This window comes from Flaviaesturariibacter aridisoli, from assembly GCF_004343705.1.
GTDB lineage: Bacteria > Bacteroidota > Bacteroidia > Chitinophagales > Chitinophagaceae > Flavisolibacter > Flavisolibacter aridisoli.
The window spans coordinates 351,295-374,025 of the sequence record NZ_SKFH01000001.1; the positions used below are offsets into that span (position 1 = coordinate 351,295).

A 22,731-nucleotide genomic window follows, 5' to 3' on the forward strand; every position below is an offset into this window, starting at 1 on the left:
AATACAAACAAAACAAAGGCCCAGATCGCTTGCGATTCGGGCCTTCCGTTCCCCTACCCCCGGAAGGGGGGCAAGGGTTGGGCTTATTTCCTCGAATAGTTCGGCGCCTCCCTGGTGATCTCCACGTCGTGCGCATGGCTTTCGCGCATGCCGGCGTTGGTGATCTTTACGAAGGTGGCCGATTGCAAGGCTTCGATGTCTTTTGCGCCACAATAGCCCATGCCTGCGCGCAGGCCGCCTACATACTGGTATACGATCTCTTTCAGGGAGCCTTTATAAGCCACGCGTCCTTCGATGCCTTCGGGAACGAACTTCTTCACGTCGGCTTCGGGATCCTGGAAGTAGCGGTCGGAGGAGCCCACCGACATGGCTCCGAGCGAGCCCATGCCGCGGTACTCCTTGAACTTGCGGCCTTCGTAGATGATGGTGTCGCCGGGACTTTCCTCGGTGCCCGCGAAGATGGATCCCATCATCACGCAATCGGCGCCGGCGGCGAGGGCCTTCACCATATCGCCGGTGTAGCGGATGCCGCCATCGGCAATGAGCGGAATATCGCGGTCCTTCAGTGCCGCGTGTGCCTGCATGATGGCCGTCAGCTGCGGCACGCCGGCACCGGCTACAATGCGCGTGGTGCAGATAGAGCCTGGGCCGATGCCCACTTTCACGGCGTCGGCGCCGGCGTCGGCGAGCGCTTTGGCACCTTCGGTGGTGGCGATGTTGCCCGCGATCACGGGCAGCTTCGGAAAGGCGCCTTTTACTTTTTTAAGCGAATCGATGATGCCCTTCGAATGGCCGTGCGCCGAGTCGAGCACCACCACGTCCACGCCTACATGCTGCAGGGCGGCCACGCGGTCGAGGATGTCTTCGGTGACCCCGATCGCCGCGCCCACCAGCAGGCGGCCGAGGCTGTCTTTGGCGGAGTTGGGATAGGAAGTAACCTGGAGAATGTCGCGGTAGGTGATGAGGCCAACAAGCAGGCCGTTTTTATTGACGACGGGCAGCTTTTCCACCTTCGTCTGGCGCAGGATGGCTTCGGCTTTTTTGAGGTCGGTGCCTTCGGGTGCCGTCACCAGGTTTTCGCGCGTCATCACTTCCGTCACCGGCTTTTTGTCGTCTTCCTGGAAGCGCAGGTCGCGGTTGGTGAGGATGCCGGCCAGCTTGCCGCCGTCGGCCACCACGGGAATGCCGCCGAAGCCGTACTCACGCATGATGCGCTTGGCGTCGCCGATGGTGGCGGTGGTGGGCAGCGTGACGGGGTCGACGATCATGGCGCTTTCGCTGCGCTTTACGCGCCGCACCTGGTCGGACTGCTGCTCGATCGACATGTTCTTGTGCAGGATGCCGATGCCGCCTTCGCGGGCCAGCGCAATGGCGAGCCGCGATTCGGTCACGGTATCCATCGCCGCCGACAACATGGGTACGTTGAGCGTGATGTCGCGCGTGAGGCGCGTGCGGATGCTTACGGAGCGGGGCAGAATTTCGGAATAGGCAGGGACCAGCAGTACGTCGTCAAAGGTGAGTCCCTCGATAAAGGTGCGGGGAGCGTTTGTTGCCATGTGCAAAAGTAGGGGCGGGGCCACGAAAGCTTTCTCAACGAATTCTTAACGTATGTGGAAAACGCGGTCAGCACAGCTGGTACATCTTCCCCGGCAAGGGTGCGATCACGCCTTTGAGCTCCAGGTGCAGCAGGAGGGCCGCTACCTGCCCGGAGGAGCACCCGCTGCGCAGGTTGAGTTCGTCGATGTGCACGGCCGCCTTTTCTTCCAGCAGGCGGACAAGGAGCTGTTCTTCGGCGCTCAGCTCAATGAACAATTGCTTTTGCGCCGGGCTGTTCGGTTGGCGCTCGGCCCAGCCCATCGCCTCTACCAGTTCGGCGGCCTCGCTGAGCAGCTGCGCCTTCTGGCTGCGGATGAGGAGGTGGCCGCCGCCGCTGCCCTTGTCGCCCACCCGGCCAGGCACCGCAAAAACATCCCGGTTGTACGAATCGGCGAGGCGCGCCGTGATCATCGAGCCGCCCTTGGGCGCCGTTTCCACCACCACCGTGGCATCGCACAGGCCCGCCACGATGCGGTTGCGCAGTGGAAAGTGGTGCTTGTCGGGCTTCATATCGCTGAAGAACTCGGTGAGGAGGCCTCCGCCGGCGCGCACCATGTCGCGGGCCAGCGCCGTGTGCTCGGGCGGGTAGATCTTGCCCAGGCCGTGGGCTACCACGCCGATGGTGGGCAGCCCGTATTTCAGCGCCGCCTTGTGCGCGCAGGCGTCGATGCCGTAGGCGAGCCCGCTCACGATGGTCACGTCCTGCCCGGACAGCTCCTTCACGAAGCGCTCCGTCCATTGGCGTCCGTAGTCGGACGCGTTGCGTGTGCCCACGATCGCCACGAAGCGGCCCCGGTTGGGGTCGAAGTCGCCCTTGCCGAAGAGGAGGGCCGGCGGGTCGTAGCAGTGGAGCAGGCGCTGCGGGTAGGCGGCTTCGGTGAGGAAAAGGGTGCGCAACCCGTAGCGCTCGATAAAGCGCAGCTCGGGCTGCAGGGCGTCGAAGCCGCGAAACTGGCGAATGGCCTGCGCCCGCACGGTGCCGATGCCCTCGAGCCGCTCGAGCGCGGCTGTTTTCGCCGCAAACACCGCCGGCGCCGACCCGAAGTGCTGCAGCAGGATCCGGGCGTGCACGTCGCCGATGTGCGGCACCTGCGTCAGGGCCAGCTGGTACAGTAGTTCAGAATACTCCACGGGTCGAAATTCCGGAAGCCCGGCGCGCCGGCAAGGGGAAAAAGAACAGGTTTTTGCGGGAAAATCCCCGGCGGGTGGCTTTTGTACGCTGAAGCCGGTGAGAGCGATCCCAAAAAAGTGCTTTTGGGGGCAGGAAGTTGCGTCGGATAGCGCCAAAAAGTACTTTTTAGCTGAAAAAGGCCGGCCGGGTAGCCCAAAACCGCGGTTTTGGGCAGGAAGACAGCCCGGATTGCGCTAAAACCGAGGTTTTAGCGGAAGTGGATCTGAAGGCTGGCTCGAAAAACGGGTTTGCGTTGGGAAAAGTTAGCGGATGGGGTTCGCGGACGCCTGCAACCCTCAAAACCTTGAAAACCTCAAAACCTTCCAGATCCATTACTTCCCAATGATCTTGAGTTCCGTCCGCCGGTTCTGGGCGCGGCCCTCTTCCGTCTTGTTGTCGTCCACGGGCTGCGTGGCGCCGAATCCTTTGGCTTCGAGGCGCGCCGGCTTGATTCCTTTCTCCACCAGGTAGCGCACGACGGCGCGGGCCCGGTTATCGGAGAGCTTCTGGTTATCGGCGGCCGTGCCCACGTTGTCGGTATGGCCCTGCAGCTGGATGCGCACGGTGGGATTGTCCTGCAGGAACTGCACCACGCGGTCGAGTTCCACCTGCGATTCGGGCTTCAGCTCGAACTTGTTCGTTTCGAAAAAGATGTTCCGTAGAACTACGGATGCGTTCACTTCGATCGGTTGCAGCGGGATGTCTTTGCGATACGTGGAGTCGGGCGTTTTCCCGCTCAGGAAATAATGATCGGAATAAAACAGGTAGCCGCGGCGCGCCACGTTGAACGCATAGTCTTTACCTACGGGCAGCGTCACCAGGTAGTTGCCGGTCTCGTCGGTCTGCACGCGCGACACTTCGCGGCGCGAGGCCAGGTCGACGAGCGAGAGCGCGGAAGGCAGGCCGGCTTTGGTTTTTGCATCGAACACGTTGCCCCGCACCCAGAGCGTGCGCACGGGCTGCATTGAAGGGCGCATGTCGAAGCTGTAGATGTCCATGCTGCCGAGGCCGCCCGCACGGTCGGAGGCGTAGTAGGCGGTGACGCCGTCGGAGGCGATGCACAGCGCGCTTTCCTCGTCGATCGTGTTGATCGGGTAGCCCAGGTTTTCGGGCTTGCCCCACTTGCCGTCGGCGCCCTTGCGCACGAGGAAGAGGTCCTGGTTGCCGTAGCCGGTGAGGCCGTTGGAGGCGAAGTACAGCGTCTGGTTGTCGGCGTGGAGGAACGGCGTCAGCTCGTCGCCGGGCGTGTTGATCTCGGGGCCCAGGTTCTCGGGTTCACCCCAGCGTCCGTTGGGCAGCTGGTGGGCCACGTAGAGGTCGCTGCCGCCGTAGCCGCCGAAGCGTTTGCTGACGAAATACAGGTCTTTTTTATCGGGCGACAGGCAGGGCTGCGTTTCCCACTGATCGGAGTTGATGGAGCTGCCCAGGTTGACCGGTTCGCTCCAGCCTTCGCGCTGTCGGTACGAGATATAGAGGTCGCAGGAGCCGCGGCCATCGGGGCGGTAGCAACCGGTAAACACGAGCCAGTTGCCGTCCTGCGATACGTTCTGCGCGCCCTCATTCATCGGGGTGTTGATGCTTCCGTTGAGGTGATAGGCGGTGTCCCATTTCCCACCCTCGCGGTGGCTCAGGAAGAAGTCCTCGTTGCGTCCGTCGAGGCGGCGTGTGAAGATCATGTCGTTGCCGTCGATGGTGAGCGAAGGGAAGTATTCGGGTTCTTCGGTGTTGATACCGGGGCCGAGGTTGCGGGGATTGAACACGTAGTTGTCGGGGTGGCTGCGGGCCCAGTCGACGGCGAACTGGAAGCTTTTGCGGCGGTATTCGGCGGCCTTGCGCGTGTTGGCGCCGAGCTTAGGTTTGGCCAGCAGCGCGTCTACGGCTGCGAGCGCTTTTTCAAACTGGCCTTCGCCCGCCAGGGCAATGGCATAAGGCAGGCGGATGTCGGTGAGGTAGGCGGTGTCGATGGCGAACGCCTTTTCGTAGTTGGCGATGCTCTGCTTGCGGTCTTTCAACTGGCTGTATACGCCGGCGAGCGACACGTAGGCTTCGAGGTAACCGGGGTCGCGGCGGATGGCTTCCTGCAGGATGTCGCGGGCCTTGTTCATGTCCTCGCGGTCGATGGCGGCCAGTGCGGCGTCGTAGGCCTCTTGTGCTTTCTTATTGATTCGGGACGGGTCGTATTGCGCCTGCGCCACACCCAGGCACAGGAGCAGGCCGGCAAGCAGGAAGGGCCGCATCAGTTTCATCGGATGAAAGTAACGAGAGAAAGAACGCAGATCTGTTAAGATCCTCAGGATTTATCAAGATTCACTTTGCCGCTGAGGAACACCTGCGCCAATCGCAACAATCAAAAAAAACAGCGTTCTTTCCCTTTTTGCCCCGCTTCCCGGCTCACGCCTCACGCCTCACGCTTCACGCTTCACGCTTCAGGCCTCACGGCACATTGATGTACTTGTGGATCTGCAGCGACAGCTGCCATTGGGGGTGTTCCTTTACATAGTCGATGATCAGCGGCGTCATCAGCCCGGCCTTGTCCCATTCGGGCTGCAGGTACAGGCGGCAGGCCGGCTTCACCAGCGCTGCCCATTGCTCGGCCCAGGCAAAGTCCGATTTGTTGAACACCACCACCTTCAGCTCGTCGGCCTCCGCCACCACTTCGGGCAGTGGTGCTTTGAACTTTTTCGGCGACAGCGTGATCCAGTCCCACTGCCCGCTGAGCGGCGAGGAGCCGGAGGTTTCGATATGGGTGCGGATGCCCGCCGCGCGGAGGGCGGCCGTCAACCCGTCGAGGTTGTGCAGCAGGGGCTCGCCGCCCGTGATCACCACGATGGGGGCCGGGGTGGCCGTTACCAGTTCCGTCAGTTCGGGAATGCTCCGCTGCGGGTGCATCGAAGCGTCCCAACTATCTTTTACATCGCACCACACACAGCCCACGTCGCAGCCGCCGAGCCGGATAAAATAAGCCGCTTTGCCCTGGTACAGCCCTTCGCCCTGTAGCGTATAAAAATGCTCCATTACGGGCAGCGTGGCGGCCTGCGGCTGAACGGGTTCATCGGTGATCGGTATGGACATGAGAGAGACGTTTGTAGTTTGTTGTTTGTGGATTGTCGTTACGTCAGAAAAGTGGAAGCCGGCGTCAGCCAACTACAAACTTCAAACTACAAACCACAAGCTGTTTTCAGTCGTAGTGCTTCAGCGCGCAGGCGTGAAACGTGTTCTTTAAGAGGGCGGCGATCGTCATGGGGCCCACACCGCCCGGCACGGGGGTGATGAAGCCGGCCTTGGCCGACACTTCGTCGAAGGCCACGTCGCCGGCGATGCGGTAGCCGCGTTTGCGGGTCGGGTCGTCCACGCGGGTGATGCCCACGTCGATCACCACAGCGCCTTCTTTCACCATATCGGCCGTAACGAAGCCGGGGCGGCCCAGCGCGGCGATGATGATGTCGGCGGAGCGGCACACTTCGGCGAGGTTCTTCGTGTGCGAATGGCAGATGGTGACGGTGGCGTTGCCCTGCGGGCCCGCGGCGCTGAGCAGGATGCTCATCGGGCGGCCCACGATGTTGCTGCGCCCGATCACCACGGCGTGCTTGCCGGCGGTCTCGATCTTGTAGTGCGCCAGCAGGAGCTGGATGCCATAGGGCGTTGCCGGGATGAAGGTCGGCTGGCCCAATACGAGGCGCCCCACGGTGCTCGGGTGAAACCCGTCCACGTCTTTCGACGGATCGATGGCATTGATAATCTCTTCGGAAGAAATATGCGCCGGCAGCGGCAGCTGCACCAGGATGCCGTCTACGTCCGGGTCGCCGTTGAGCTCGCGGATCGTTTCCAGCAGGCGGAAGGCCGTGATGCTTTCCTCGAAGCGGATGAGGGTGGATTTAAAACCGACCTCCTCGCAGGCTTTCACTTTTGCGGCCACATAGGTTTCGCTGGCGCCGTTGGTTCCTACCAGGATGGCTACGAGGTGCGGCACTTCGCGGCCGTTCGAGGCGAGTTGCGCAACATCCAATTTGAGAGCATCCTTGATCGATTGTGCTGCGGCTTTCCCGTCCAAAATCTGCATGCGGCAAAGGTAAAATCCCGCCATTTGATGGGAAAAACATTTTGTTTTTCTGGTATCGGCCGGCGGAGCTTTGACAAAACACCCTGCCATGAGAAACATCCTCTTGCTCTTGCTGCTTGCAGCGCCCTGCTCCGTGCCGGCGCAAAGTGCGCTGGAACCCTATGCCACGCGCTACCGCGGCCTCGGCGCGCTGGCGCCCGGTTTCACCACGGCCGACGCACAGGAACACAACCCCGCCGCGATCGCTGCGCTCGAAAAGCCGTCGGCTACACTTTCTTCCGAGCAACGCTTCCTTCTGCCGGCACTTTCCAATTACCGCTTTCATGGCACCCTGCCCCTCCGCGGCGGCGGCGCGGGCCTCGGGATGGCCTTCGGCGGCAACCCCGACTGGCGGGAACTGTCGCTGCGGGGCAGCTATGCCCGCCGCCTCGGCACCCGCGCATCGGTGGGCATCAGTATCGAATGGATGCGCGCCGGCAGCAATGCCTACGGGCACGCCGGCGCGCTGCTCGCCTCCGCGGGGCTGCGCTGGGAGCTGGCGCCGGGCGTATATGGAGGCGTTCACCTCCAAAACCCGGCGCGCGTGCGCCTGGGCAAAGAAGGGGAGGAGCGGCTGCCCGCCCGCGCGGGGATCGGCCTTGCCTGGCAGGGCGGAACCAGCTGGTTGCTCGCTGCCGACTTCACGCATCGCAGCGGCCAGCCACCGGCCCTTCTCGCCGGCGCCGAATACGTGCTGCTCCGGAAGCTGCGCGCCCGCTGCGGCATCGACAGTGCCGGCCCGGCTGCCTGGCTCGGCGCCGGCACACAGGCCGCCGGTCTTCGCCTGGACGTTACGGTTACCCTGCACCGCCAGCTGGGTGCCACACCCGCGCTGACCCTTATTTATCCTGCTCAATGATCCGTCATGCGTTACCTCATGCTACTTGTAGAAATACTGGTCGCCTTCTGCGCTGCGGCGCAGGAACCCGACCAGCTGGAACGGCGCCAGGAAGCCTCCGAGCGGACGGTGGAAGAAGAACCCCTCGTGCAGGAGTCCGAGTGGCGCCGGCGGCATCCCTTATGCGTCAATACCGCCACCGCCGACGAACTGCGCGGCCTTCCCGGACTAACGGAGCTGCAGGTGCAACGCCTGCTGGCCTGGCGGCGGCAGTTGGGCGCGCTGCTGGTGCCGGAGGAGCTCGCGGCGGTTCCGGGTTGGGATCCCGAAACAGTGCGCCGCCTGCGTCCCTACCTGACCACCGAGGCCGCCGCGCCGGCGCAACTCCGGCAGGCGCTTCGCGCCGGGGCGCACACAGTGCTGTTGCGGGCAGCCCGCCCCCTGCAGCTGCCCGAACCCTACGCCGCCGGCGACTATGCCGGCGGCCCGGAGCGCCTCCTGCTGCGTTACCGCTTTCGCAGCGAGCACCTGCGCGGCGGTGTCAGCCTCGAAAAGGATCCGGGCGAGCCATTGACCCCGGACTTTGCGTCGGCGCACCTCTATTGGCAGGGCAGCGGGTTGCTGCGCACGCTGGCCCTCGGCGATTTTACCGTCAACATGGGGCAGGGGCTCATTCAATGGGACGCGCCAGCCTTCGGCGGTGCAGCCGACCTGGCTTCCCTCAAACGGCAGGGGCCCTTCCTGCAGCCGTTCCTGTCGGCCGATGAATACCATTTTTCCCGCGGCGCCGGCGTCACCCTGGAAAAGGGGGCCTGGCAACTGTCGCTCTACGCCTCGCTGCGCCGCCTGAGTGGCCGGATCGATTCGTCGGCGACAGCGCCTGTTATTACGTCCATCAATCGCTCCGGGTACCACCGCACCGCCTCCGAGCGGGCAGGAAGTGCCACGCTCGGCAGCCATGCCCTGGGCGGGCAGCTGCAGTGGGAGCGGGGAACGTTGCGCCTGGCCTTGAATGCCCGCTGGCTGCGTTTTTCGGCGCCCCTGGCTTCCGGCGGCAAGCCCTACGAGCGATTTGAGGCGCAAGGGCAGCAGCTGCGGCATACCAGTATCGAATGGGGCCTTACCCGCGGCCCGGCCCATTTTTTCGGCGAAGCGGCGCTGGACGCGAAGGGCACAGTGGCTTTCGTGCAGGGACTTTTATTCAGCGGCGGCGCGCTCTGGGACGCCGCGCTCCAGTATCGCCATTTCCCGGCGCGCTACGCGGCTTTCGACGGCAACGCCGTAGGCCGGCGCACAGAGCCGCAAAACGAGGAGGGGCTTTATGTCGGTATCCAGCTTCACCCGGCGCAGGGGCCGCACCTCGAGGCCTGGGCCGAAGGCTACCGCTTTCCCTGGCTACGCTACGGCGTGGATGCGCCCACGGGCGGCTTCAACGGCGGCGTGCAGGTAGGGTGGCGCCCCAACCGCAAGACCGAAGCCGGCATCCGGTACCGCTGCAGCACGGAGGAGGAAACGGTAGCCGCCGGTTTGCCGATGGCGTTGCCGGCGGCCGTACGGCGGCGGGCCCTGCGCCTCCAGCTGGCGCAGGACTGGGGTAGCTGGAGGGGCTCTTTTCGTGCGGAGGGGCTCTGGATGGACGATGCATCCGGGCCACAGCGTGGCTTTGCCGAGTCGGTGTTGCTGAAGCTACCAACCTGGAACGGGGTGCGGGTAAGTCTGCAGGCGCATTATTACGACACCGACAGCTACGCCGCCCGCCTGTATCAATACACCGAGGGGGCGGGTGGGGGCAGCATCGGAATTTTCTATGGAAGCGGGCAGCGCTATTCGCTCATCATGCAATATGATTTAACAAAGCACGTTCATGTCTCCGTGCAAGGAATCCGTACCCTCCCTATCTCCCGGCCGGGTGGTTCTCCGGCGGTCGATGCAGCCGTCACTGAGATCCGGACGCAGCTTTTCTGGCACTAGGCCTGACCTCTATTCATTTCACCCTCAACATTTTTTAAGGAGAAAAAAATTTTTTGTTAGAAAAAGTATAATTTGGCGCAGCATTTCCGCTTGAACTATTGTCTCTGCTTCAATAGTTCTCTTCTGCGGAGAACGCGATAGAATGTATTTAAGGCTTTTTAACACTTAAAAAACACGTCTCAATGAGAAAATTTGCATCGCTCCTATCGATGTCAATGCTCGTTTGCACATTGGCATTCGGACAGGCCCGTACGGTTACGGGTCAGGTTCGGGACGCGCAAGGGCAGCCGGTTCCTTTTGCTTCGGTGACTGAGGCAGGAACGAAGAACACGGTTTCTGCTGATGCGAATGGTAACTTCACCATCCGCGTCGGTAACAATGCCAGCCGTCTGAACGTATCCGCTACCGGATTCAGCAATCAGACCATCAATTTTACGGGTAACGCTGCCACCGTGCAGCTCGAACGCCGCAACGACCAGCTCGAAACCGTGGTGATCACGGGCGGTCTGGGTATTCGTCGCCAGGCCCGTGAAGTAGGCTACGCCGCTACCTCCGTTACTGGCCGCACGCTGACCGCCGGTAAGGCCGTTAACGTACAGCAGGCCCTGACCGGTAAGGTGTCGGGTCTCAACGTAACCACCACGAACAGCAGCGTTTTCGAGAGCTCGAAGCTGCTGATCCGCGGTATCCGCTCGCTCACCGGTAACAACCAGCCGATGCTGGTAGTAGACGGTGTGCCGACGCCCCTCGGTTTCCTCTCCACTATTCCTCCGGGCGACATCCAGGACGTAACCGTTCTGAAGTCGGCCGCTTCCGCCGCTATCTATGGTCCCGACGCCGTTAACGGTGTGATCGTAGTTTCGACGAAGCGTGGTACCGGCAGCCGCCTCAACATCACCTTCAGCTCCACGGTGCAGGCTGCCCGCGTAGCGTACTTCCCCAAGATCCAGCGCCGCTTCGGTGCCGGTGCCGGTGAAACGCTCGACCAGTATGGCAACTACGGCTACGTAGAGTATGAAAACCAGATGTACGGACCTGAGTTCGACGGTTCTATCCGCCCGATCGGTCCCGTTCTGGAAGACGGCTCGCAGCAGTTCGGCCCCTACTCGGACCTGCACTTCAAAGACAAAACGAACTTCTTCAACACCGGCCTGACCTGGCAGAACTCCGTGTCGGTTGCCGGCCAGGACTTCTTCTTCAGCGTCGACGACGCCAACGTGAAGGGCCTGATGCCGAAAGACAAGAACCGTCGTACTTCCTTCCGCTTCAACGGTGGTAAGAAATCCGGCAAGTTCAACGTTGACTACGGTATCAACTATATCCTCGGCAACTACGACATCGTGAACGAAAGCGGCATCGCCAGCCTGTACCCGCGTACTTACGGTGGTTCCATCTTCTTCCAGGTGCTGCAGACCCCGAGCAACGTTCCCCTGAACGATTACAAAGACTGGCAGAACAACAAGTTCGCCCAGTATTCCAACTACTACAACGGTTACGCCATCAACCCGTACTGGGGTATCGACAACGTCCGCACCAAGGGCCGTTCCGACGATATCATGGGCAACATCAACCTGGGCTACCAGATCGTTCCCTGGCTGAAGGCTAACGTACGTGTTGGTACCAACCTTGATTTCTACAGCAACAAGAGCACGACCGCTCCGATCTTCGTGACCGACTTCGCTAAGTCGCACCGCGATGGTACCCAGTACGGCGCTGACCGCCCCGGCTCGGTAAATGATCAGTCCGGTTACTCTTCCCGCATCAACCTCGAGTACTTCCTGAACGGTGAGAAGAACTTCAGCGACTTCAACGTTCGTTACATCGCAGGTGGCATGATGCGTCAGAACCGCCAGAAGGACGTTGGCATCACGGGTAACAACCTCGTGGTTCCCTACCTGTTCAACGTAGGTTCGCGCTCCGGTGAAGCCACCGTGGCCGAGCAGACCGTACAGAACCGCCTCCTGTCCGCTTTCGGTAGCGTAGGTGTTGGCTACAAAGGCTGGGCATTTGTGGAATTCACCGGTCGTAACGACTGGGATAGCCGCCTGCTCGCCGACAGCCGCTCGTTCTTCTACCCTGGTGTGAACGGTTCGCTGATCCTGTCCGACGCTATCGGCCTGATCAAGAACAGCCGCACGGTATCGTACGCCAAACTGCGTGCTGCCTGGTCCAAGTCGGGTAACGTAAACCTCGGTACGTACGCTACTCTGGCTACGTTCAGCCAGCCTGCTGGTTTCCCCTTCGGTAACAACGCTGGCTACACGGCAGGTAACACTACGCCGGACGCCAACCTGAAGCCTGAGTTCGTGGAAACGAAAGAAGTAGGTGTTGAAGTGAGCTTCCTCAAGAACCGCATCAACCTCGAGGCTACGTACTACCACCAGAACAACACCAACCAGATCCTGACGATCCAGCAGTCCTGGGCTTCCGGTTATCCGACCGCGATCGCCAACGCCGCTGACTTCAAGAACTACGGTTTCGAAGGTGACCTGAACCTGACTCCGCTTGTGAAAGTGGGTAAGGCAGCCATCAACTTCAAGTTCAACGCGCACTACAACAACAACGAAGTAATCCGCACGCTGAACGACGCCAACGTAGTAGTAGGTGCCAGCTCGACCTTTACCCAGAACTCCGGTTCGTCGCCCAGCGCCAGCAACATCGCTGTGGTTGGTATGCCGGCCTTCGCCTTCCAGCTGACCGACTACAACCGCGATCCTCAGGGCCGCGTGATCGTAGACGAGCTGACGGGTATGCCGAGCCTCGCTTCTGCTCCCGTTATCAAAGGTCGTTCGCTGCCCCTGTGGACCCTCGGCTTCACGCCTTCGGTTGCCATCGGTCAGTTCAACTTCTCGATGACCTGGGATTACAAGACGGGCCACAACTTCTACTCGCAGCTTGGCTCCGACATGGACTTCTCCGGTATCTCCGAGCGCAGTGCTGAGTACGGCCGTCGTCGCTTCGTGTTCCCCAACTCTGTAATCGGTATCACAGACGCCCAGGGCAAAGTGATCGGCTACCGTCCGAACACCGACGTACAGGTTCAGGATGGCAACTACAGCTTCTGGGCCAACGCCGCTACCAACGAGTCGATCGCTACGAACTACTTCGCTTCTGCCGCCGCCTGGCGTCTGCGCGAGGTGAACATCTCGTACAACCTCCCGATGAAGTGGTTCGGTGGTGCCAGCAAGTTCCTGCGTGGTGTCAGCGTGAGCGCTGTAGGCCGCAACCTGCTGCTGTTCGTTCCGAAGTCCAACATGTGGGGTGATCCTGAGTTCAACCAAGCTTCGGGCAACAACTCCTTCGGTCTGGCTTCTTCGTTCCAGTCGCCTGCTGCCCGCTACTTCGGTGGTACGCTCACTGTTCAATTCTAACCTACTAAAGAATCAAAACGATGAATTTTAAAAATAAATCATTCTGGCTCCTCGCGGTTTCCGGCTCGCTCCTGTTCGGAAGCTGCAAAAAGGGGTTCCTTGATGTAAACGAGAACCCCAACAGTCCCACAGACCTGAACATCACGCCTGAGCTGCTCTTCACGCAGGCCGCCAACGCGGTTGGCCAGCGCCAGGGCAGTGCCAACCTGACCTTCATCATGAACTGGCTGGGCTACACCGGTGCTTCCGGCTCGTACGCCCTCGATGGTACGGAGACTTCCTACAACATCGACCAGAACTTCGGCGAAGGCATCTGGGCCAACAACTACAACGTGCTGTACGACCTGTACCTGGCCAAGACCAAGGCCCTGGCCAAAGGCGACACCGTGCTGGCTGGCGCTTCCATGATCCTTTCCACCAAACTGTGGCAGGACCTGGTTGACCTCTTCGGCAACATTCCCTACAAGCAAGCTTTCGGCGGCGGTGGCAACCCCCGTCCGGGCTACGACGCCGCCCAGTCGATCTACAACGACCTGCAGCTGACCCTCGATACCGCTAAGTCGTACATGGGCCGTACCGCCCGCACGACCTTTGCCGGCCTCGACATCGTAAACGGCGGCAACCAGACCAACTGGATCCGCTTCGCCAACACGATGAAGCTGCGTCTGTTGATCCACCAGTCGAACGTGATCGGTGCTACGCCTCCCACGGCCGAGATCACCAAGATCATGGACGGTGGCAGCTCGCTGAACATCATCCGCACGGCAGCCCAGTCGGCCGACGTGAACCCCGGCTATGTGAACGAAGCCAACAAGCAGCAGCCTTTCTTCGCTGCCTACGGCTTCACCCCCGCAAACGCCTCGGCTAACGAGATCACGCGTGCCAACAACTACGTCCTCAACGAGCTGTCGAACAACAGTGACCCCCGTATTGCCCGCCTGTTCACCACGATCAGCGGTAACTTCATCGGTGTGGATTACGGTCTGAGCGCCGGCAACCCGACTTCGGGCGCCGCCTCCCGCTTCGGTCCTGGCCTGATCAACAACCCGACGTCTGCTACCAACGCCCAGTGGATCATGCGGCACCACCGACCAGGTGAAGCGCATCCTGTACCAGAAGTACATCGCGCTGACGCCGATCGATCCGATCGAAGTGTATACGGACTTCCGCCGCGTTCCGGGTTACCTCCCCGCTGGTTTCCTCTCGGTAAACCCGAGCCGCAACAACCAGGGTATCCCGAACCGCCTGCTCCTCCCGCAGAGCGAGTTCACTACGAACACGGCCAACGCTGTGGCTCAGAACGTGACCAGCCCCTACCAGAAGCTTTTCTGGCAACCCTAATCCAATCACATTCGTCAGCTAAAAAAAACAAAGCATGAAACGTTATTTCGTAAATACAGCCCTTGCCCTCACCGGCTTCCTGGCGCTTGGCCTCACGAGCTGCCTGAAGGACAAGGAGTTTGAAGATGGTTCCATCCAGTCCGTGCACAACGGCGGTGATGAAATCAAGGTGATCGAACTCGGCGTTGCCGGTACTTCTTCCACGGCGACGTCCGAAGGTGGCAGCAGCATTGTGTACGGTCTCAACGCTGCCAACAGCGACACCACGTTTGCTCTCGTTCCCGTGATCCTGGCTACCTCCAGCCCCGCTGAGGAAGACATTCACGTGACGCTGGCAGCGGCCCCGGAGCTGGTTGACAGCTTCAACAACTTCAACGGTACGGCTGCGCAGGTTCCGACCTCCACCATGTACACCATCCTCAACGCCGGCAACGTCGTTACGATCCCCCGCGGCTCGAACGTTGGTTACCTGCAGGTGAAGCTCAATCCCAACAACTTCCTCGGTCAGGACTGGGCACTCGCCTACAAGATCGTATCGGTTGATCGTCCGGGCTATGTTATCAGCTCGAACAACCGTACCGCTCTTACGCTGATCACTATCAAGAACCGTTACGACGGTGCTTACCGCCTCACCCTCCGCGCCAGCGGCTGGGAGCCCTTCGGCATCTCTTCGATGCAAGGTACCTACCCCGGTCTCTACGCCATGGAAACTTCGGGTGTCGCTTCTGTTGACGGTAACGCCCTGGCTCGTGGCGACTATCTTCTGCCTGCCTTTGGCGGCGATGCTACGTCGATCACCAGCAACACGGCTTTCGGTGCTGTAACTCCGCGCTTCACGTTCGACCTGGCCACTAACAGGCTGACTTCGGTTTCGAACTCGACGCCTCCGGATTCCCGCAACCGTATCCTGACGCTCCTGACTACGGCCCCGGCTTCTTCGGTGAACATCTTCCCTGCCGGTGTTACCCTGAACTCGTGGGATCCCAACACGGGCAACATCTACGCTTACTTCAAGCTCGGTCAGACCGGTCGTCCCGACCTCCTGTACCAGGCTATCTACACCTATGTTCGCCCTCGCTAACATCCCGGTGTACTAATAGAAAAGGCCGTCCGCAAGGACGGCCTTTTTTTGCGCGGGAACCAACGCTTGCTGGCAAAATGCCGTACCTTTCTGGTAAATATTCGCTCACTTGGATCAACAACCACCACCGGCTTCGCACCTGAACATCGAGATTTCCGAAGAGATCGCCGAAGGAACCTATGCTAACCTCGCCATCATTACGCACTCGCATGCTGAATTCGTGATTGATTTCGTAAACGTGATGCCTTCTACACCGAAAAGCAAGGTGAAGTCGCGCATTATCTTTACCCCGCAGCACGCCAAACGCTTTATGAAAGCCCTGTCGGAAAACATTCAGCGCTACGAAGCTGCCAGTGGGGAGATCAAAGACCTGGAAGAAGTGCAGATACCGATGATGTTTGGCGGTCCTGCCGGACAGGCCTGAGTGTTCCAACCAATAAACCAATTGCTATGAAGAGGATCCTGACATCCTTACTCCTGTTGTGGGGCGCCGCAGCCGCTGCCCAGCAACCGACCTACGTGATCGAGGCGGGACAATCGCTGAACGACGCGCTTGGGGTGACCGACTTTTACCGTTATGCCAGCTTCCGGGATGCCCGGGTACAGTTCCGCGACGGTTATGTTAAGCCGGCCCGGATGAATCTCAATTACGTGCTCGGCCGGCTGGAGTTCATTACTCCGAAGGGCGATACGCTGATGCTGGAAGGGGAGGGCGACCTGGCCCACGTGGCCATAGGAACCGATACCTTCTTTTTCTACGGCGGCGCGCAGCTGCAGGTCGGCTCCTGGAAAGGGGTAGGACGGCTGTTGCAGCATCAATACCTGCAAGAGGAAGGAACCACCCGCGTTGGTGCTTATGAAAGCAACGATCCCAGCGCTTCCGCGGAAGCGGTGACCCGTTATAATGCGTTTAACCAGGTGCGTTCGGTAGCCGTGCGGCAACGGACGACCTTTGTGCGCGAGTCAAAGCTGTACTTCTGGAAAGACAATACGGCGGAACCGGTGGCACTCGACCGCCGCTCGCTGGAAAAAGCCTTCCCGGACCGTAAGCCGGAGATCGCCGAATACCTGCGCCAACACAAAGTAAATTTCCGCCTGCCCGCAGACGTGAACGGGCTGATCCGGCAACTCCTGAATCTATAAAACACTAAACTTCGCAACATGCAAAAACTCCTGCTTTCCTGCCTGCTGACCGCCGCGGCCTTCGCCGCCTCCGCCCAGGAACCCCGACCGACTTATGTGATCAACCCCGGTGAAACCCTCCGGGGCAAGCTGACCAATGCCGACGTATACAAGTACGCCAATTTTGGCCCCGGCACCGTTTATTTCAAAAACGGCGCTGCCACGAATGCCCCGCTGAACTACAACTTCGTCCTCGCTGCCATCCAGTTTATCGACCCGAAGGGCGATACCCTGACCCTCGGCAACGAAGACCAGATCGACCTGATCACCGTCGGCAACGATTCTTTTTACCACAATAAAGTATACCTGCAACTCGCCGGGCGTATGGGCGATGGCACGAGCATTTACCGCAAGGAATTTATGCGCCTCGCCAGCGTACGCAAGATCGGTCTCTTCGACCAACCCGTGGAAGGCGGCTCGGCAGAAAGCTTCTCGAGCTTCTGGTCAAACAGCACGGTAGAAGACAAGAGCCTGGCCCTTCGCCAGCGTCTTACCCTCGTGCGCGAGACGTTCCTCTACATCACCGACAAATACGAGCACCTCGTGCTGGTGGCCAGCCGCCGGAATTTCGAGAAGATCTACCCGAAGAAGAAATCGGCCATCGGAGAGTACCTGGCCGCCAATAAGGTCGACTTCCAGAGTCTTAACGACGTGCAGGCCCTCATGGTTTACCTGCAGGACCATTCCTAACCCGTTCTCTCAATGAAGCGAAAGACACAAAGGCCTCCTTTGTGTCTTTTTTGTTTAAAGCAGGCCTTCGTCGGCAAAGCTGAAATAGCCGTCGGTGCTCACAATGAGGTGGTCGAGGAGACGGATGTCGAAAAAGCGGGCGGCCTCGCGGATCTTGACGGTGAGCTCTTCGTCGGCGCGACTGGGGCGCAGGTTGCCGGAGGGATGGTTGTGGCAAAGGATCAGGCCAACGGCGTCTTCCTCGAGGGCACGGCGGAGGATGATCCGCGGGTCGGCTACCGTGCCGGTGATGCCACCCTCGCTGACGATCTCGAAGCGGTTGACCCGGTTGGCGCGGTTGAGATATAATACGGCGAACACTTCGTGGCGGTAGTCCTGCAGCAGCGCTTTCAGCTGCAGGGCCACGTCCTGGCTGCTGGTAACGGTCGGTTTTTCAAAGAGGGAGCCTGCCTGGCAACGCCGGCCCAGCTCCAGGGCGGCCGCCAGTGTAACGGCGCGGGCGCTGCCGATACCCGGCACGCGCATCAGTTCGGTGGCTGATTGCCGCGCAAGGCCCGAAAGGCTGTTCTGTGCGCCTTGCAGCAGCAGCCGGGCGAGGTCGAGCGCGGAGTGCTGCGGGGTGCCGCTCCCGATCAAAATGGCAAGTAACTCGCTGTCGCTGAGGGTTTCCGCACCCTTGTGCAGTAGTTTTTCGCGGGGGCGATCGTCTTTTGCCCATGATTTAATCGAGTATTTCTGCGCTTGCATAAGTCCAATTTAACAAATAATTTTACCTCGTTACCATATCCCTTGAACCCAAACCTATCCCTATGACAAAAAGAACCAGCGCCAGCGTAGGCGCACTCCACCCGCTCCTTTTCTTCGTACTGGTGTACGGCATCTCGCTCATTATGGCCCTGTTTGTCTGCCGCTCCGTTTATTACGGAATCAATGGCGATGAAGGCGGCGCCGAGGGCTCCGTCAGCGCGGCGCCTGCTCCTACGGCGGTTGCCTACCAGTGAATTTAACCCGGAAGAATGTGCGGCATCTTGCTATCTTCGCCGCACATTTTTCCTTTCATGCAACTGCAACCCTCTGCCAAAATCTTCTCCGGCACCGGCTCGCAAAAGCTCACCGAGCAAATCTGTGAGCGCTACGGGATGAAGCCCGGCGAAATCAAGATCCAGCGCTTCAGCGACGGCGAGATCCAGCCCGTGTTCAACGAAAGCGTCCGCGGGGATGTGGTTTTCCTGATCCAGAGCACCTACGCGCCGTCCGACAACCTGATGGAGCTGCTCCTGATGATCGACGCCGCCCGCCGAGCCTCCGCCAAGATGATCGTGGCCGTGCTGCCGTATTACGGCTATGCCCGCCAGGACCGGAAAGACAAGCCCCGCGTGGCCATCGGGTCGAAGCTCGTCGCCAACATGCTGGTAGCCGCCGGCGCCGACCGCGTCATTACGATGGATCTGCACGCCCCGCAGATCCAGGGATTCTTCGACATCCCGATGGATCACCTCGATTCATCTGCGGTTTTTATACCATATATCTCCGGATTACGCCTCGAAAACCTTACCTTTGCGGCCCCCGACGTGGGTGCCACCAACCGGATCCGCGAAGTAGCCTCTTACTTCGACGCCCATATGGTGATTTGCGACAAGCACCGGAAGCGCGCCAATGAGATCGCTTCGATGGTGGTGATCGGGGATGTAACGGACCGCGATGTGGTTATTATCGACGACATCTGCGACACGGCCGGCACGCTGGCCAAGTCCGCCGCTCTTTTAAAGGAAAAAGGCGCCCGCAGCGTCCGTGCCCTGGTCACCCACCCCGTGCTGAGCGGGAAGGCTTACGAGAACATCGATAACTCGGTGCTCGAGGAGCTGGTGGTGTGCGACACGATCCCCCTGCGCGGCGAGTCTTCCAAGATCAAGGTGCTATCGGTGGCCGAGCTTTTTGCCGTCGCCATCCGCAACGCCTATGAGAACAAGAGCATCAACAACCTGTTCATCCACTCGCAACGGAGGGACAAGTAGGGAGTTTGTAGTTTGTAGTTTCCGGTTTGTAGTTGAGGGAACGCAAAAACTACGAACCACAAACTGGAAACTACAACCTGTTTTACGTCATTTTTTAAAACCTCAATAATGAAAGCAATTACAATCGAAGGACAACTGAGGACCGAATTTGGCAAGTCAGCCACCCGCCAACTTCGCTCTCAGGAGCTCGTGCCTGGTGTAATTTACGGGGGTGCACAGGAGATCAACTTCGCGGCTCCGGCCAAGGCCCTGCGCCAGCTCGTTTACACTCCGGACTTCCGCCTCGTAAACCTGGAAATCGACGGCAAAACCACCCGTTGCATCCTGAAAGACCTGCAGTTCGACAAAGTAAGCGACGAACTGATCCACGTTGACCTCCTGGAACTCGTTGAAGACCGCAAAGTGGTCGCTACGATCCCGCTGCGTTTCACAGGTACCGCAGCCGGTGTGCGCGCCGGTGGTCGCCTGGAAACCAAGATGAAGGCCCTCAAGGTGAAGACCCTCCCCAAGTACCTGAAAGAGCAGATCGACGTGCCGGTAGATACCCTCGAGATCGGCGCCAACCTCCGCGTGCAGGATGTGGTTACGGAGAACTACGAGATCATGAACTCGCCCCGTATTCCCATCGTATCGGTAGTGACGACCCGCGCCCTGCGCCAGGCCGAAGCCGCCGCCGCTCCCGCCGCCAAAGGCAAGAAGTAAGCTTTCCCAAGTCCCTCCGAAGAGGGGCGATAAGGATACGCCATTTAGAAAAGCCCCTCGTTCGAGGGGCTTTTCATTTACAGTAACCGGAGGCCGGCAGGTATTCGCGAGGCACGATTGGCGATTCCCGTCGATATTTGCTCCCCATGAACAAGTTTCTCATCGTCGGGCTCGGCAACATCGGCACCGAGTATGCCCATACCCGCCACAACATCGGCTTCGACGTGGTGGGCGCCTTTGTGCAAAAACACGGCGGCCAGTTCAGCTCAGACCGCCTTGCCTTTCGCGCCGAGCTGCGCTGGAAAGGCCGGATCTTCGTCTGCATCCTGCCCACCACTTATATGAACCGAAGCGGCGTCTCGGTGAAGTATTGGATGGATAAGGAGAAGATCAGCATCGAAAACGTGCTGGTGATCCTCGACGACCTGGCGCTGCCGCTCAACCGGCTCCGCCTGCGGCCCTCGGGCTCCGATGCGGGCCACAATGGTCTGCGCGACATTCAGGCCGTGCTGCAAAACAGCAACTACCCGCGCCTGCGCTTCGGCATCGGCAACGACTTTCCGAAAGGAAGGCAGGCCGACTTTGTGCTGGGCAAATGGCGCCCGGATGAAGAGCCCATGGTCAAGCGCAAGATCGACAAGAGCGTGGAGATCATCGAGAGCTTCGCCACGGTTGGTTTGCCGGGCACGATGAATGCGGTAAATAATCTCGATTTTGGATCGGCGGAATGACGCCTTATCCCTATTTTAGCAAAGCACTGGTCGCGCAGGACCAATTTTATACAGGACCAACGTCACAGTCTCCTGTATAGGATAAAAACCATCCCCACATGAAGATATTCTGTATCGGACGCAACTACGCCGAGCACGCCAAGGAGCTGGGCAATGCCGTCCCGGACGAGCCGGTCGTCTTTATGAAGCCGAAGAATGCTTTGCTCCAGCCGCATATGCCGTTTTATTACCCTGAGTTTACCAACGAGCTGCACTATGAGTGTGAACTGGTGCTCCGCGTGTGCAAGAATGGTAAGTATATACAGGAGCAGACGGCCAGCCGTTATTATGATGCGATCACCACGGGGATCGACTTCACGGCCCGCGACCTGCAGCAGGTGCTGAAGACCAAAGGACTTCCCTGGGAGAAGGCCAAGAGCTGGGATAATTCTGCTGTGGTGGGTGCCTGGGTGCCGCTGGCGGATATCGCTGACCGGTTGGACATTGCTTTTTCTTTCAAGAAGAACGGAGAATTGGTACAGGAGGGGCATTCCAACCAGATGATCCATTCCTTCGATGCGATCGTGGCGCACATCTCGCAGTACTTCTCGGTGAACATTGGCGACCTGATCTTTACCGGTACGCCAGCAGGCGTAGGGGAGGTGGTGGTGGGCGACCAGTTGGAGGCGTTCCTGGGAGAGAAGAGCCTGCTCAAGCTGGAGATCAAGTAAGCATACAGAACAGGTGTTACGTAAACCCGCCCTTCCAGGCGGGTTTTTATATAGGGACGAATTATATACGATAAGCCCCTGCTTGTTGTCCCGTTGTTTTTGCCACTTTTCTTTTCTGATTGTTTGGCTGTTACGGCTGAGCGTGCTATCTTTGCGTCCGCTTTTTGAAGGTAGGGATTGCAAGGGAATGGAACGGGTGGCAGCACGTTGTTTTCGTTGTTTGGGTGGTGTTTTTCTTTCACAAATTATTTGGGGATTTCTTCAAAAAAGATTTGGCGAGGGAGGTTGGAAGCCCTTATCTTTGCACTCCGCTTTACGACAGGGTGGTGCTCTTTAAAGGATTGGGTTTCAATGAGTTACGAAGGTTTTTCTGAAAATAAATTTCGAAAAAAGTTTGGCTGGTAACGTTGGACCTTCTATCTTTGCACTCCGCTTCTGAAACGAGGCAAACAGTTCTTAAGATACGGTTGACCAGGTGATTAGATGGAGTGGTGGTTTGGAAGAAACGCCGGGAAGTTTAAAAAATAAATTTGGTCAGAATAAAAGAAGCTCTTACCTTTGCACTCCGCTTCGAAAAACGGAGGGGCGCAATTGGAAGGAGTTCTTTAGAAAAACGATGGGTGAGACGCTTTAAAAGTGAGGCGGTCTGCGGTTCGAAACCGGGTCATCTGCGAAACAATTTGGAAGTAGGAATACGGACGGATTGAAGTTCTTTGAAAGAAAGGGAAGCAACGTAGCAACTAACTTCGGTTAGGCTACATTAAGGTAAGGTTGATCATTAGCGAATAAAATTCGACACAAATGACTCGACAATTTTCGAACGAGAATTTTCTAGTCAGGAAGTCAAACACTTTTACAATGGAGAGTTTGATCCTGGCTCAGGATGAACGCTAGCGGCAGGCTTAATACATGCAAGTCGAGGGGCAGCATGGTGTGTAGCAATACACACTGATGGCGACCGGCAAACGGGTGCGGAACACGTACACAACTTACCCGGAACTGGGGGATAGCCTTCCGAAAGGAAGATTAATACCCCATAAGATAGTGGAGTGGCATCACTCAGCTATTAAAGCTCAGGCGGTTCTGGATGGGTGTGCGGCTGATTAGGTAGTTGGCGGGGTAACGGCCCACCAAGCCTGCGATCAGTAACTGGTGTGAGAGCACGACCAGTCACACGGGCACTGAGACACGGGCCCGACTCCTACGGGAGGCAGCAGTAAGGAATATTGGTCA

The 22,731-nt window shown here is 59.2% G+C and carries 19 protein-coding genes and 1 rRNA gene; 14 read left to right on the top strand and 6 right to left on the bottom strand.

Annotated elements, in window-relative coordinates; all coding sequences use genetic code 11:
* Positions 1 to 83 precede the first annotated feature (83 nt).
* From guaB to E0486_RS01575, 5 genes are all read right to left on the bottom strand, one after another.
* Complete coding sequence (gene guaB / locus E0486_RS01555) at positions 84 to 1,556, bottom strand: IMP dehydrogenase (protein ID WP_131850374.1); 1,473 nt, start codon at positions 1,554 to 1,556, stop codon at positions 84 to 86.
* Positions 1,557 to 1,623: 67 nt separating this feature from the next.
* Positions 1,624 to 2,727: a DNA-processing protein DprA gene (dprA, locus tag E0486_RS01560; protein ID WP_131850375.1), complete on the bottom strand. Its 1,104-nt coding sequence runs from the start codon at positions 2,725 to 2,727 to the stop codon at positions 1,624 to 1,626.
* Positions 2,728 to 3,099: 372 nt separating this feature from the next.
* Entirely contained in the window at positions 3,100 to 5,013 is a 1,914-nt protein-coding gene (locus tag E0486_RS01565) for an OmpA family protein (RefSeq protein WP_243697350.1), read from the bottom strand.
* A 187-nt stretch (positions 5,014 to 5,200) separates the two neighbouring features.
* Complete coding sequence (locus E0486_RS01570) at positions 5,201 to 5,839, bottom strand: 7-carboxy-7-deazaguanine synthase QueE (protein ID WP_243697351.1); 639 nt, start codon at positions 5,837 to 5,839, stop codon at positions 5,201 to 5,203.
* Positions 5,840 to 5,945: 106 nt separating this feature from the next.
* The gene (locus E0486_RS01575; protein WP_131850376.1) at positions 5,946 to 6,827 is read right to left on the bottom strand and encodes a bifunctional 5,10-methylenetetrahydrofolate dehydrogenase/5,10-methenyltetrahydrofolate cyclohydrolase; all 882 of its coding nucleotides are present in this window, start codon (positions 6,825 to 6,827) and stop codon (positions 5,946 to 5,948) included.
* 88 nt (positions 6,828 to 6,915) lie between these two features.
* Here E0486_RS01575 and E0486_RS01580 point away from each other — a divergent pair, with 88 nt between their 5' ends.
* From E0486_RS01580 to E0486_RS01615, 8 genes are all read left to right on the top strand, one after another.
* The gene (locus E0486_RS01580; RefSeq protein ID WP_131850377.1) at positions 6,916 to 7,725 is read left to right on the top strand and encodes a hypothetical protein; all 810 of its coding nucleotides are present in this window, start codon (positions 6,916 to 6,918) and stop codon (positions 7,723 to 7,725) included.
* Between the two features lie 6 nt (positions 7,726 to 7,731).
* Positions 7,732 to 9,675, top strand: a complete 1,944-nt coding sequence (locus E0486_RS01585; protein ID WP_131850378.1) for a helix-hairpin-helix domain-containing protein — start codon at positions 7,732 to 7,734, stop codon at positions 9,673 to 9,675.
* 182 nt (positions 9,676 to 9,857) lie between these two features.
* Positions 9,858 to 13,046, top strand: coding sequence for a SusC/RagA family TonB-linked outer membrane protein (locus E0486_RS01590; RefSeq protein ID WP_131850379.1), 3,189 nt, complete (start codon positions 9,858 to 9,860; stop codon positions 13,044 to 13,046).
* 20 nt (positions 13,047 to 13,066) lie between these two features.
* The gene (locus E0486_RS01595) at positions 13,067 to 14,425 is read left to right on the top strand and encodes a SusD/RagB family nutrient-binding outer membrane lipoprotein (RefSeq protein ID WP_131850380.1); all 1,359 of its coding nucleotides are present in this window, start codon (positions 13,067 to 13,069) and stop codon (positions 14,423 to 14,425) included.
* A complete protein-coding gene (locus tag E0486_RS01600) occupies positions 14,422 to 15,468 on the top strand; it encodes a DUF1735 domain-containing protein (protein WP_131850381.1) in 1,047 nt (348 codons plus the stop codon). The genes E0486_RS01595 and E0486_RS01600 overlap by 4 nt, the downstream gene beginning before the upstream one ends.
* Positions 15,469 to 15,577: 109 nt before the next feature.
* On the top strand, positions 15,578 to 15,892 hold the full coding sequence (locus E0486_RS01605) for a DUF3467 domain-containing protein (RefSeq protein ID WP_131850382.1): 315 nt from the start codon (positions 15,578 to 15,580) through the stop codon (positions 15,890 to 15,892).
* 26 nt (positions 15,893 to 15,918) lie between these two features.
* The gene (locus tag E0486_RS01610; RefSeq protein WP_131850383.1) at positions 15,919 to 16,611 is read left to right on the top strand and encodes a hypothetical protein; all 693 of its coding nucleotides are present in this window, start codon (positions 15,919 to 15,921) and stop codon (positions 16,609 to 16,611) included.
* Positions 16,612 to 16,629: 18 nt separating this feature from the next.
* A complete protein-coding gene (locus E0486_RS01615) occupies positions 16,630 to 17,340 on the top strand; it encodes a hypothetical protein (RefSeq protein WP_131850384.1) in 711 nt (236 codons plus the stop codon).
* 54 nt (positions 17,341 to 17,394) lie between these two features.
* On the opposite strand, the gene radC is transcribed toward E0486_RS01615, so the two are convergent.
* Entirely contained in the window at positions 17,395 to 18,087 is a 693-nt protein-coding gene (radC, locus tag E0486_RS01620; RefSeq protein WP_131850385.1) for a RadC family protein, read from the bottom strand.
* 62 nt (positions 18,088 to 18,149) lie between these two features.
* On the opposite strand from radC, the gene E0486_RS01625 reads away from it, so the two are divergent.
* The 6 genes from E0486_RS01625 to E0486_RS01650 all read left to right on the top strand — a co-directional run.
* Positions 18,150 to 18,341 (top strand): hypothetical protein, encoded by a 192-nt coding sequence (locus tag E0486_RS01625; RefSeq protein WP_131850386.1) that lies wholly within the window; start codon positions 18,150 to 18,152, stop codon positions 18,339 to 18,341.
* 57 nt (positions 18,342 to 18,398) lie between these two features.
* Positions 18,399 to 19,355 (top strand): ribose-phosphate pyrophosphokinase, encoded by a 957-nt coding sequence (locus E0486_RS01630; protein ID WP_131850387.1) that lies wholly within the window; start codon positions 18,399 to 18,401, stop codon positions 19,353 to 19,355.
* A 108-nt stretch (positions 19,356 to 19,463) separates the two neighbouring features.
* Positions 19,464 to 20,057, top strand: a complete 594-nt coding sequence (locus E0486_RS01635) for a 50S ribosomal protein L25 (protein ID WP_131850388.1) — start codon at positions 19,464 to 19,466, stop codon at positions 20,055 to 20,057.
* A gap of 146 nt (positions 20,058 to 20,203) precedes the next feature.
* Entirely contained in the window at positions 20,204 to 20,788 is a 585-nt protein-coding gene (pth, locus tag E0486_RS01640) for an aminoacyl-tRNA hydrolase (RefSeq protein ID WP_131850389.1), read from the top strand.
* Between the two features lie 98 nt (positions 20,789 to 20,886).
* The gene (locus E0486_RS01645; protein WP_131850390.1) at positions 20,887 to 21,498 is read left to right on the top strand and encodes a fumarylacetoacetate hydrolase family protein; all 612 of its coding nucleotides are present in this window, start codon (positions 20,887 to 20,889) and stop codon (positions 21,496 to 21,498) included.
* A gap of 855 nt (positions 21,499 to 22,353) precedes the next feature.
* Positions 22,354 to 22,731 (top strand): 16S ribosomal RNA (locus E0486_RS01650); the annotation flags it as partial.